This window comes from Bacteroides sp. CAG:633 (assembly GCF_000435115.1).
Lineage (GTDB): Bacteria > Bacteroidota > Bacteroidia > Bacteroidales > Bacteroidaceae > Bacteroides > Bacteroides ndongoniae.
The window spans coordinates 25,384-36,959 of record NZ_FR883011.1 but is presented as its reverse complement, the minus strand read 5'-3'; the positions used below and the strand labels follow the sequence as shown (position 1 = coordinate 36,959).

10 protein-coding genes, 1 tRNA gene and 1 pseudogene are annotated in these 11,576 nt (G+C 48.0%); 4 read left to right on the top strand and 8 right to left on the bottom strand.

Annotated elements, in window-relative coordinates:
• From QVP67_RS03275 to QVP67_RS03265, 3 genes and pseudogenes are all read right to left on the bottom strand, one after another.
• A pseudogene (locus tag QVP67_RS03275) lies at nucleotides 1-156 on the bottom strand (putative DNA modification/repair radical SAM protein); the annotation flags it as partial.
• 193 nt (nucleotides 157-349) lie between these two features.
• A complete protein-coding gene (locus QVP67_RS03270; protein WP_022162130.1) occupies nucleotides 350-523 on the bottom strand; it encodes a hypothetical protein in 174 nt (57 codons plus the stop codon).
• Nucleotides 507-674: a hypothetical protein gene (locus tag QVP67_RS03265; RefSeq protein ID WP_277121210.1), complete on the bottom strand. Its 168-nt coding sequence runs from the start codon at nucleotides 672-674 to the stop codon at nucleotides 507-509. Before QVP67_RS03265 ends, QVP67_RS03270 begins: the two co-directional genes overlap by 17 nt.
• Here QVP67_RS03265 and QVP67_RS03260 point away from each other — a divergent pair.
• The 4 genes from QVP67_RS03260 (at nucleotide 673) to QVP67_RS03245 (ending at nucleotide 2,845) form a co-directional block, all read left to right on the top strand.
• Complete coding sequence (locus tag QVP67_RS03260) at nucleotides 673-1,320, top strand: AlbA family DNA-binding domain-containing protein (protein WP_022162129.1); 648 nt, start codon at nucleotides 673-675, stop codon at nucleotides 1,318-1,320. The two genes, QVP67_RS03265 and QVP67_RS03260, sit on opposite strands and share 2 nt — an antisense overlap.
• Before the next feature lie 170 nt (nucleotides 1,321-1,490).
• Nucleotides 1,491-2,117, top strand: a complete 627-nt coding sequence (locus QVP67_RS03255) for a hypothetical protein (RefSeq protein ID WP_022162128.1) — start codon at nucleotides 1,491-1,493, stop codon at nucleotides 2,115-2,117.
• 15 nt (nucleotides 2,118-2,132) lie between these two features.
• The gene (locus QVP67_RS03250) at nucleotides 2,133-2,708 is read left to right on the top strand and encodes a uracil-DNA glycosylase family protein (protein WP_022162127.1); all 576 of its coding nucleotides are present in this window, start codon (nucleotides 2,133-2,135) and stop codon (nucleotides 2,706-2,708) included.
• Between the two features lie 64 nt (nucleotides 2,709-2,772).
• Nucleotides 2,773-2,845: transfer RNA gene (locus QVP67_RS03245), tRNA-Trp, on the top strand.
• 462 nt (nucleotides 2,846-3,307) lie between these two features.
• On the opposite strand, the gene QVP67_RS03240 is transcribed toward QVP67_RS03245, so the two are convergent.
• From QVP67_RS03240 to QVP67_RS03220, 5 genes are read right to left on the bottom strand one after another with little or no spacing between them, the layout of a single operon-like run.
• Entirely contained in the window at nucleotides 3,308-4,840 is a 1,533-nt protein-coding gene (locus tag QVP67_RS03240; RefSeq protein ID WP_288179847.1) for a hypothetical protein, read from the bottom strand.
• A 37-nt stretch (nucleotides 4,841-4,877) separates the two neighbouring features.
• Complete coding sequence (locus tag QVP67_RS03235) at nucleotides 4,878-5,870, bottom strand: hypothetical protein (protein ID WP_022162125.1); 993 nt, start codon at nucleotides 5,868-5,870, stop codon at nucleotides 4,878-4,880.
• Nucleotides 5,871-5,884: 14 nt separating this feature from the next.
• On the bottom strand, nucleotides 5,885-8,137 hold the full coding sequence (locus QVP67_RS03230) for a DUF4906 domain-containing protein (protein WP_022162124.1): 2,253 nt from the start codon (nucleotides 8,135-8,137) through the stop codon (nucleotides 5,885-5,887).
• Nucleotides 8,138-8,155: 18 nt separating this feature from the next.
• Complete coding sequence (locus tag QVP67_RS03225) at nucleotides 8,156-10,345, bottom strand: FimB/Mfa2 family fimbrial subunit (RefSeq protein WP_022162123.1); 2,190 nt, start codon at nucleotides 10,343-10,345, stop codon at nucleotides 8,156-8,158.
• A 57-nt stretch (nucleotides 10,346-10,402) separates the two neighbouring features.
• Complete coding sequence (locus QVP67_RS03220; RefSeq protein ID WP_022162122.1) at nucleotides 10,403-11,572, bottom strand: FimB/Mfa2 family fimbrial subunit; 1,170 nt, start codon at nucleotides 11,570-11,572, stop codon at nucleotides 10,403-10,405.
• Nucleotides 11,573-11,576 lie beyond the last annotated feature (4 nt).

Here is an 11,576-nt window from a genome sequence, read left to right as displayed (position 1 = left end):
GTCCTCGGCAAAGCTGTGGCAGATGCCCACGCCGCCTACGGTGTTGCCCAGCATGCCGGCGCGGTTGGAGCGCACCGTTCCGCTGCTCGAACAGGAGACGTCGTACTTGGCCGACTCGGCCAGTATCTTCAGTTTATTCAGTACATTTTCGTTCATAATCATTCGCCGGAATCCCTCACTATCGGCCGGACAAAAATACAAAAATCTCTGCATCCTGATGCGCAGAAAGCCTATTTTTAAGATTCCGGCTGTCTGCCCTTCCGCCAGCTTCGGACATTCATATATCTATACAAAAAAAGACTGCCAAACCTATCGGGGCAGTCTTCAATTCTTCTTCAGAATGCTATACTTATTTAGCGGCTTCCAAAGATGCTTTACGGAAAGCTTTCATTGCTTTTTCGATTTCCAAAGAAGCCTTACGGGCACGGGTTCCAGCGGCCTTATTACCAGTTTCAATCTGTGCTTTCGCATCTTTTTCGAACGCTGCATACAATTCAGCAACCTTTTCAACTAATTCTTTCATAATCCTTTAAAATTACTCTGTTAATAATGTTTGGCAAAAATACATTCTTTCCTGGAATAAATGCAGAAAAAAAGATTTTTTTTTGAAATAAAAGCTGATTTTGTTCAAAAAGCAGGCATATCCGCGTTTTTTCACCTACTTTTGCAGCCATGAAAACGTTTACTGATACAGAATATATACACGCCTTGATAGCCGAAGGCGAACATCAGCAACAGGACTTCAAGTTCGAAATATCCGATGCGCGCAAGATAGCCAAAACCCTTTCGGCATTTGCCAACACCGACGGCGGACGGCTGCTGATCGGCGTGAAAGACAACGGAAAAATAGCCGGCGTACGCTCGGACGAAGAGCAATATATGATAGAGGCCGCCGCACAGCTGTATTGCTCGCCGCAAGTGGACTATCGCATGCACACCTATCTGGCCGAAGGACGGAGTGTCCTCGTGGTCGAAGTAGAAGAAAGCCGGCAGAAACCCGTCTACGCCCGCGACGAATCGGGCAAGAACCTGGCCTATCTGCGCATCAAGGACGAAAACATACTGGCCACGCCCGTACACCTGCGCGTGTGGCAGCAAAGCGGCAATCCGCAAGGCGAACTCATCGAGTACACCCAGCGCGAACAGCTGCTGCTCGACCTGCTGCGCGAGAACGAGCTTCTGTCGCTGAACCGCTACTGCCGCATGGCCCACCTCTCGCGCCACGCCGCCGAGCATCTGCTGGCCAAGTTCATCCGCTACGGCATTGTAGAGACCGTATTCGAAGGGCACAAATTCCACTTCCGCCTGAAGCTGAGCTGAGGTAAGGTTCTCTCCTCCCTCCCCCCTGATTGCCGACCGGCTGGAGGCATAGCAAACGATCTGGAATGCTGGTCGAAGAAAAATTAAGAAATAAGCCATGCACAATATTGGTGTAAACCGACTTATTTCGTACTTTTGTAGCACAATTTCAATACTATTCATCAAACGATATGGGAATATTTACCAACTTATTCAAAAAAAATACTGAAGAGAATTCTTCAAAAAACGTAGAAGACTTCGTGTCGCTGACCCGCGTATATTTTCAGTCGGTCATCGCTGCCAACCTAGGCATCACCAACATACGCTTTGTGCCCGACGTGGCCAACTTTAAGCGCCTGTTCAAGATCCCTACCCAGGGCGGACGACTGGGACAAGCCGAAAAAACAGCTTCGAAGAAGATGCTGATGCAAGACTACGGCCTGAGCGAAAACTTCTTCAAGGAAATCGACTCATCCGTCAAGAAGCACTGCCGTACGCAGAACGACGTACAGTCCTACCTTTTTATGTATCAAGGCTTTTCGAACGACCTGATGATGCTGATGGGCAACCTGATGCAATGGAAATTCCGCATGCCCTCCATCTTCAAAGGAGCCCTGCGCACCATGACCGAGAAGACCGTACACGAAGTATGCACCAAAACCGTGTGGAAGAAAGACGACGTGCACAAGACAGCCGCATCCGTACGCCAATACAAAGAACGCCTGGGCTACTCCGAACAATGGATGACAGAATACGTCTACAACATCGTGATGCTGGCCAAAAAAGAAGCAGGAAAGAAGAAGGAAGAAACTCGTTAACTAAACAAAAGGCCAATGAACATAGAACAACATCCCCTGGAACCCTTCCTGCCCGAAAACGCCCAAGTGCTGATGCTGGGAAGCTTTCCGCCGCAACGTAAGCGGTGGTCGATGGAGTTCTATTACCCCAACTGGAACAACGATATGTGGCGAATCACAGGCCTCATCTTCTTCGGCGATAAGGAGCACTTCGTAGACAAACAGCAGAAACGCTTCGACCGCGAACGCCTCGTCAGCTTCCTGCGTCAGAAGGGGATTGCCCTGTTCGACACCGCAACCGCCGTACGCCGCCTGCAAGACAATGCGTCGGACAAGTACCTCGAAGTAGTGCAGCCCACCGACGTTTCTGCTCTGCTCCGCCGTCTGCCAGTGTGCCGCGCCGTCGTCACCACAGGCGAAAAGGCTACCGATACCCTCTGTACACTGTTCGGCATCGAAGCCCCCAGGGTAGGCGACTTCGGCGAGTTCGTCTTCGACGGACGCCCCATGCGTCTGTATCGGATGCCCTCATCCTCGCGGGCCTATCCGCTGGCGCTGGAAAAAAAAGCGGCCGTCTATCGCCTTATGTATCAGGACTTGCAGATGCTTTGACAAACTTTTATTTGTCGAAGTGCTTGCATATTCAAAACTTTCCATTACCTTTGCAGCCGCAAACACGGGAATAGCTCAGTTGGTAGAGCATCGGTCTCCAAAACCGAGTGTCGGGAGTTCGAGCCTCTCTTCCCGTGCATAGATAAGAAGCTGTAACTGATAAAGTTACGGCTTCTTTTTATTTGTATCTATCCCTTCTCTTCTCCCCCTCTTCCTTTCCCAATTGACGGGCCTTTAGTGCCTCTGTATTGCCCGTTCCGAATGGATAACTAACGGCTTGACAAGTGAATAACTAACGGCTCGACAAGGGATCAGATAAAGCATCCACCAATGTTTTCACTGAATAATTGTAAATATCCATCGGTCGATAAGCCGCTGGTACATCAACGCACAATCCAGCAATGGCATAAAAGATGTATGAATTTCAACGTGGCCAAATAAAACAAATATCCTCCCGCTTGCTTTCGACAGAGATATAAAAACGTCTCCCGACGTTTCTGCAAACCTACACGTTCAGCAAGAGTTTGCCAGTTTCTTACACCGCAGTTTTTGCCATCGTAGCAATAGAGCCTTTGTCGCTGTGGCAAAAAGTAATTGCGTTATTCAGCCGTAATATCCCATGAGGGGATCAAATCAATAAATTCACTTGCTTTTTCAGTAGTAAGTGCAGGAAGAGTTATATTAAAGGGAAATTTATCAAAACTATAATCTTTAAAATCATCAGCATACAACACATCTCCCCAAAACTGATCATTAATAGCTTCTGTCAATCCTGGATATAATTTTTCACAGTCATCAAACACTGTTTTCATCAATGTGCTTATATTAAGTGTGTATTGCTTAGCATCAGCTTTCGTTTCGTTAATGCTTTTTATTTCTGCTATTGGAGTACATATTACTTTGCCCCATTCATTTATTCCCTGATTAATAGAACAAACTGCACCTTCTATGGTAAAAACAGAAACATCACTTCCAGCATTATAAAATCTAATTGCACTTAATATGTTCGCTGTCATGTCTTGAGAACTACCTGCAAATCCTATGATAGTAAACTCCTCTTTTTTATCACCATTGTCTTCTAAATTAATCAGGCCTGATGCATAATGATTGATTGTCTCATCAAATTCAGCAGTAGTATGATTAAATCCAAGAGAATTCATCCTTGAATCATCCTCATAATCTATTTGCACAATATCAGCATCTTTCCAAGATCTCATTCTATTTATATATATATCGCTATCCTTAATCGTCTGAGTCAATTCATCAACAATAATCTCTTTAAAGTATTTATACAAAATTTCCTTGTTATCTTTCAAGCCTATGATAAACTGAGGAACACCAGAATCTCTATATTTATGTATTTCTTTCGCTATACGAAAATTTGCACAAGTTTGCAAATTACTTCCAAAAACTTCCAAACATTGCGTTATATTGTCTTCAATGGTTCCCCTACAAGCCGCCTCATAATAGGTATCAGCAATCGTTTTCTTCAGATGCTGCGTTTCATCTTCAAATGTCATTCTACTCACATCCGTCCGCGTCACAATACGCCGCAACAGGATATCATTCTGGTTCACCACTCCCTTGGACTCGATGCACTTCAATGCGCCTTCCCACAGGCAATACATATTGTCGTCGTGGAAGGGAACATTAGGCAGCAGAATACGGGCATTCTGATAGAGCGTATCCCCCTTCACTACTGCAGGATGAGGGTTTTCGGCACTATAACCGTCGTAATTGAACAATGCAGAATCAACATTGGCAATGAAAAGTATGCGATAGTCAACACCGCATATCAGAGTGTCTTGCAAAGCCTGACGCTGCTCCCACGTCATGTTGTCGCGCGTAAGGGGCCACTGCTGGTTGGCTGGAATAGAAATACGACGGTGTTTCAACAGTACGCCCCCTTCCTTATAATAGACATAATAATCCAGAGAAGAAACAGGCAGTTTTCCTCCGGCACGGGTCGATGCACCGTTGTCCACTGTATAATCTACCAGGTAAGTACCATCGGGCATGGCAGAAGTTTCAGGCTTGCCCGTATAGTCAGGTTTCATTTCCTGCAGCGTGTCGTTGGTGCAAGAAGCAAGGGCCAGCATAGCCCCACATAACATATATAGATATAATCTCATAATAACATATATATATAGTCTCAACATTCAAATCATTTTATTGCCATCCGTCCCAGGAATCGTCGTCCACATCGATGCCGGTAGCGGTATATCCCGCATACTTCACTTGAAAGTATCCCTGAATGACACCATTAAATTCCAGTTGTGTCTGCGTATTTTGCTTAATATACAGCTGATCACCGTTATAACTTCCTTTTAACGGATAGGTAAAAGTACCAGTGGTGGTACGTACGACGATGCTGCCGTTCAGTGCCCCAGGCAAAAGGTTGATGGTAATAACATGATGCCCGGTCGGGTCAATAGGCTGCCCGTTTCCATCGGTCATCGCATTCGCAACAGGCTCAGTCAGCCAGGTTAGTGTCTGCGGATCGGCCATCTTTATCTCGCCCCTATCGTTATCCGTCAGGTAAATACGGGTCGGAGTGTCGTCCACCTGCAGAGTAATGTCTTCTACAGTTCCCTCAAACTGGTCTTCCAGCACCCCCATATCGATGACAAGCCTTCCATTGAGACGCTCCAGCTGAACGTCCTCACTGACGGTTTCGCCGCTTACCACCCATCGGTTGATGACTTTGCGGAAAATGTCCCCATCGGGGACTTCCCTGTCGGGCATCTTCGTGCCGGGTTCCTGTCGCAAGATGGGCAGATAGTCTATCATCTGTTTGTTAAGGTCGCACGATCCTTGCCCGGGTGTTTCCTCGGTAAAGAGTGCTGTCCCGACGCCTTCCAGTCGGGGCACACCGAGAAAGACAAACTTATACCACTGAGGCTTCAAACCGGTCAATTCCACTTGCCCACCCGTGATGTCAACAATACGATTGCAATGCAGTTCATCAGCGGCATGTTCAGGTTTGCGTTCACCCAGATAGAGGCGGAACAGTTGCGTCCCGTCGCTGACTTCTGCACGCGTACTGAGGCGAAAGACAGCCGCCGGTTCTTCCACCTGTCCGACAGAAGCTGCATCATCAGTACAACCTGCCGCCAGCAATGTGCATAGGCAGGCTCCCAAATACAGATATCTCAAATTCATAATCATCACATCATTTATTGTTTAGGCATTACATCCACATCGTCCTCATTCCACTCATCGTCCACCGTAACCCCGCCTTCATAGCCGGCATCCTCATTTCCTGTCCAAGCTCCCTTACGCCGGCAACAGATCACGTTATATTGACGGTCGCGCATGGCAAACGACTTTTCACCACTGCCCATCTTCACATAAAAGGCACGTCCGGGCACTTCGGCCGTATAGCCTGCCAAATAAGGAGTGGAAGAGTGAAACTTATCTTCACTGTTCTGAAAGAACACATTGCCCCGTCCGGCATCGTGCATGGCACTGTAAAGCTCAGCCAGTTCGTCAAGAGCCGGCACATACCACACTATTTCCTCGTAGTCGATGTATCCGTTTCCGTTTCGGTCGCGATTCTTACCAAGCACATATTTAATCATGTGGTCATCGGGGATACGGTTGACAACCGTTTCCAGATCGGTAGATCGGGGATATTGGTCGGCCACCGTATAATAGCCGTTATAGGCTCCCCAATAAATGCCGGAATCGGTACTGTCATCATCAGGGTCCTGCGGAATCTTCACAGCTTCCTGATAGAGCTTGCGGGTATTGGACAATCCGTCCCAGCGATCGTTGATCATACCGGTCATCACCGGATTGGCACCATACATCAGAAAACCCCACGTAAGGTTTTTCTCTTCCAGCTCATACTCCACAAAGTATTCATTATAAGACGTAACCTGCCCCAACAGATTCTTGACAGGCATGCGCACCACCTGCGCCGGACGTTGTTTTACTTCCAGACGATACGTACTGTTGTTGCCTTTATCCCTCAGCACCACATAGCCTGTGCGCCACGAAGCAGGATCGGTCGTATTGTTCAGACTTTCATCTGCCGTCAGGTTCTCCGGTATATATTCATCCGTATGTATATAGAAATACCCTGCCATGGCTCCCTGTCCTTCCATACGGCTGGAAGCAATCATATTCGGATCCAGCTCATTGCCATCAGTTCCCATATAGGTTTTCCCGGCAATGCGAGGACGATATTGCGACGAAAGCGACACTTCCAGCCAGGGATGCTCGTCAGGATTTTCCACGTAAACTTCCCATCCGGCAGTATTGCGGGTATAGCCCAGGCATCGCACCGCGTTGCAGTGTGCATCCAGCGGATTGTTAAAGGCCGGAGTGATTTGTGCTCCGTTCAGTATGGTGGCACTGACACGGGTATCCAGCTTGTTGCAGGTTTTGATTGTTGCTGTTATGTTATAATGACTGTTGCGCACCACATTGAAGTCACTATAATTGTTTTCACCCAGGTAAATGTCGTAGGTAACCGACTGCGTCGTACGGCCTTCATCGCTGACGTATGTCCCGCTTACCTGTATGTAGGTAGCTTGTGGATATGTTCTGCCCACTTCGCCTTTCATCGTTTGCCACATATTTTCATTATCTGCAAATTTCAACCGGTAAACCTTATCCGATTCCCGACCTTGCCGATTTTCAAACAGATAAAACCGAGCAGAGACTCCAGCGGCCAGATCCTCTCCTTCTGTCTGAAGCAACAAGGATCCTCCCCAGAAACCGTTGCCGTCTCCGGCAGCTGTGGCAGCATCTGTACCAGCCGCAGCCGGATCATCCTGCACCCGCTCCACCAGGTAAGCTCTATTGGGGATATTATACACCTTTACATTTCCCAGATAGAATTTATCCGTTGGATCCTCCGGGTCAAATTTAAGCGCAAAATCTACTCTGGCGGCAATGCGCTTCACCCATATTACGTTCACTTTTGCCTTATCCGAAAGATCAGCTTGCCCGATTCCCAACGTTCCATGCATCACCATACTGCCGTTGAATGCACCGTCGGGCTGAGTGATGCTGACAAGTTTATTCTCCAGATCCTGCACGCTGCCGATATTCTCATCCCATAATTTCTCGTAATTGCACACAGCATGCAGCAGTACAGAGCCCTTATTGACAGGCAACATCATGCGAACTTCCTTGTCGGGATATTCCAGATCCTGCTGATAACGGGCCAACAATGAAGTTCCGTCGCTGTTAAAAGCATAGATAATGACATGCTCCACCCGACTGTCCGCCTCGGTCGAAGTCTCTTCCGTATAACTTGCGTCTTCCGCACGTGTCTCCACCAATTCCATGCTTTCGGCACTGAGCACGATGCGTATGCCTTCTCCTTGTGCATCGGATGAGGGTAGATCTTCCCACTCCCTGGTGCATGCGGCAAACAGCAACAGGCAAACAGCCAGACTTGTCAGATATCTCATCATATTCGTTCCTCCTTCTTTTTAGTTTGTATAGAATTGACGTATCGGGCGTGCATACAATTTATCATCCCTATCGGCTTCCTGCAAGTAATTGGTCGTACCGGCCGGAATATAGAGCGACTCGTTGATGTCATTGTCTTTAATGGTCGAACACCAATATTTATCTCCCACTTTCATATTAAACAAATCCTGACATGCTTCTCCGGTTTTTCTATTCGGGTTGATATAATCTGCCACTCCCCACATTTCGTGATAGGCAGGCAGACACCAGATTTTGTTCTCATCGGACGTATAAGTCCCATCCGCCGCAATCTCAATCACTTCTTTCCGCAGCTTCTGTAAAATGGATTCCACATAGTTTTCACCTCCCAACGAGCCTTTCTTATATCGGTTGTAAGCATTTATGGTATTTACCGCTCCGACCCAGTAATCGGTTTCCGTCAGGTCGCCGGTAATATTTATTGGTATAGAACTCCAATACCCCCATCCCACAGCCGCAGTATCGGTCCTTACCATAGCTCCAGTCTCTTTATCGAAATGACATCCGTAGTCCAGGCGGGCAGCGGCACGGAAACCGTTAGGAACATCCTTGGTAGCCCCCGCATAGATAGTAAGCGCATTATATTGCCGCACCAGAAGCCTGTATGGTTCAACCGTTCCCGATGTATAGATTTCAATATAGGCCGTACGATAGTCTTTTTTCAACTTTTCCACCATATCTTCTGTTACAATATAGTATTTACCCGAACCTTCACCTTCCAGCGTTCTCTGCACGGCAAAGTCATTCAATACCACAGTAAGTATCCTGCCATCCCCATTCGGATCGGTTATCTCGCTTTCATATTCCCCTGTAGGTTTCCCCTCAGCATCTGTTACGGCAAAATGAATCCAGTTTTCTTGAGGAGTTTCTGCCTCATACGCACCGACCTCTACACCAGAAAAGGATGCCTTATTTGTCTCATTGTAATAGCACACCTTCAAACGCCATTCTTTTACAGGCGATGAGGCCTGCAGATAAACCGGAAATTCCGTTTCGGGCGCATCGAAAATGTAAACCTTCTGATTGTAGTCACTCTCGATACGGGCAGGTCCTATCACCGTAGGAAAAGAATTGTCCACCTCAATGTCATTCCACTTGATGACATTTACCTGCAGTATGTTTCCACTCAGGTCGGCCGGCTTATCACCGTCAGTAGAAGCGTCGGACAGTTTCTTGCCGATGCAATAAAGTTTGTTTTCATCGATGGAAAAGATTTGCTTCCCCTCACTGTTTTGAATGGTGTAAGTCTTGACAACCACATTCTGATACTCCGTACCATCTCCGGTGGTATAAAAACCCAGCAATTCCAGTTTCAAGGTACTTTCCTTGCTTTCCGCAAGAGGAAGAAGGAAAGCTCCCCTCAGCAGAGAATTGTCCACGGTCTGCAACTCATCGGTCTTTATACCCTTTTTCGTATAATAGCGTCCTTCAGCATCCGGCGTATAACTGTCTGCTGTAAGGTCAACTTCAAACAGCACCTTATCACCACTTTCCAAAGGCTCGGAACCATACACGGCATTACCCGCAGAAACGTTCCATAGAGCCATCTGCGTATTCTGGCTACTACCCAGACTGATGCGCAGGTCCGTCACCGTTGCCTTTCCACTGCGAAAGTCCACCCAACAGGGAATATTCTTCAGATATGCCAGCACACCGGCCACCTTTCGGGTCAAAGTCACTTCCACATCCACTACATCTTCTTCCTCGGCCACAGTGCGTGTGACATAGCCTGCAAAGAACTGTGCAGTAGCCATATCCGCCTTTTCCTTACCTTCGGCAAGTCGGGCCATACAATCTCCCAAAGTGCCCCGATAGTCAGCCGTCAGTCCATACACACTGCCGGCATTGTCGTCTGTCCCTATTGCCAGGAAAGTATAACTTCCCGCACTGAGGTCGGTACTGATCCAGTAGGTCTGCGAGATGTCACCCTGCCAATCCACATCTTCAGAAAGGATACACTCAGCATTGGCATCCGTACCTCGAAAAACATACAAACAGACAGCCTTCACATCACGGTAATCCACTTCGCTGCTGTAAAGATTGCTGCGGGTATCTGTCCCGGCGCTGAACGAAAGAAGAATCCCCTTCCCGTCCGGATTGTCCTCGCAGGTGCCGCAAACCGGCTCGTCCTTGATACACGAAACAGCCAACAGAGCCATAACGGCCAACATACATAAAGTCCTTATTCTGTCCATAGTTGCAAAATGCGTATTATACACTGTTATCTGTTATTGTTGTTCCTTTATTTCCAAATCCTCTTCGCCTGCCCAGCTCGGATCAATAGTAATATCCACATCAATGCCACTCCCTTCCAGATCCACATAATTTTCCGGACTGCCTATGGCATAGAAATGATTGGCTACGATAGGAAAGCGAAATGCACTCTCGGTGTCTATGATGCCGGTACCTCCACCCGTATTGCCCTGATCCAGATCGTCATCCTCGGGCAACTTGGCCCGCCAGTAGTGCAACACATTGCCGGCAGCATCCACTGCCTCAATGCGCAGGGTGTAATCATCAATGCCGGGAGGAGCAGCAGCCGGCAGCACATAACCTCCTCCCGATATTTTTTCATCGACACCAGGGTTCGCATCAGACAAGGGAAGACTGAACAATACCTGTCCATCGGCATCAACGGACGGGCTATCAATATAATCCAAGAATACAGGGGTCTGCTGACGCTCTACCAATGGCATCTTCGTATTCTGCTTTGTATAAAGCGAAAGACGCAGTGCGTCAACCGGCTGGCCGTCGATGGCCGAAGGCACGTTCCTGAAAAAGCCCATCACACCAGCCACACGCCGCCAAAGTTCGATGGTTGTTTGTGTGTCGTTGCCCGTCGGGATAAAGGGCTCTGTTCCGACATAAATCTCAGAAGTACGTATGGAGGCACTGGACTGCCCTTCGGACAAAGAAGCCAGCGCACTGCCCAGTGTGGAACCTTCGGCCAAGGCATCGGGAAAGCCAAAGGCAACGTCTGCCCCCCCACTCAGCCCTATGGCCAGAAACGTATAGGCCTGACCTACCCTGAATCCTTTATACTTCAGCGTATAAGGCATCTGAGCCGTGTGATCGGGCAACGTCCCCTGACGTTCGAAATACTCTTTCCAACCTATATTTTCACAAGCCACATATTGTGCCCTGGTGCCTTCGCCGAGGAAGATATACAAGAAGACCGTCTCGGCATGTTGCGTACCTATCAGTTTGCCGTCTTCGCTCTCAACCGGATAAGTGATGTTTCCCGTACTGCCGTCGGCTGTAAGCGAACGGTTGCTCACTGTCAGCATCAGCGTGACACGGCCTTGCCCGACACAAGCTTCCGATGCAGGTTCCTCAGTGCCTGCGCAGGCAGTCAGTACGAAAAGAATTATTCCGATATATAAAAGTCTTTTCATCATGAGT

What these genes read in the sequence shown, in the direction of transcription:
- QVP67_RS03255 (WP_022162128.1), top strand. Translation starts at nt 1,491, where the DNA reads ATGGGAATATTTACCAACTTATTCAAAAAAAATACTGAAGAGAATTCT.
- QVP67_RS03250 (WP_022162127.1), top strand. Translation starts at nt 2,133, where the DNA reads ATGAACATAGAACAACATCCCCTGGAACCCTTCCTGCCCGAAAACGCC.
- QVP67_RS03270 (WP_022162130.1), bottom strand. Translation starts at nt 523, where the DNA reads ATGAAAGAATTAGTTGAAAAGGTTGCTGAATTGTATGCAGCGTTCGAA.
- QVP67_RS03230 (WP_022162124.1), bottom strand. Translation starts at nt 8,137, where the DNA reads ATGATGAGATATCTGACAAGTCTGGCTGTTTGCCTGTTGCTGTTTGCC.
- QVP67_RS03225 (WP_022162123.1), bottom strand. Translation starts at nt 10,345, where the DNA reads ATGTTGGCCGTTATGGCTCTGTTGGCTGTTTCGTGTATCAAGGACGAG.
- QVP67_RS03220 (WP_022162122.1), bottom strand. Translation starts at nt 11,572, where the DNA reads ATGATGAAAAGACTTTTATATATCGGAATAATTCTTTTCGTACTGACT.
- QVP67_RS03260 (WP_022162129.1), top strand. Translation starts at nt 673, where the DNA reads ATGAAAACGTTTACTGATACAGAATATATACACGCCTTGATAGCCGAA.
- QVP67_RS03235 (WP_022162125.1), bottom strand. Translation starts at nt 5,870, where the DNA reads ATGAATTTGAGATATCTGTATTTGGGAGCCTGCCTATGCACATTGCTG.
- QVP67_RS03265 (WP_277121210.1), bottom strand. Translation starts at nt 674, where the DNA reads ATGGCTGCAAAAGTAGGTGAAAAAACGCGGATATGCCTGCTTTTTGAA.
- QVP67_RS03240 (WP_288179847.1), bottom strand. Translation starts at nt 4,840, where the DNA reads ATGAGATTATATCTATATATGTTATGTGGGGCTATGCTGGCCCTTGCT.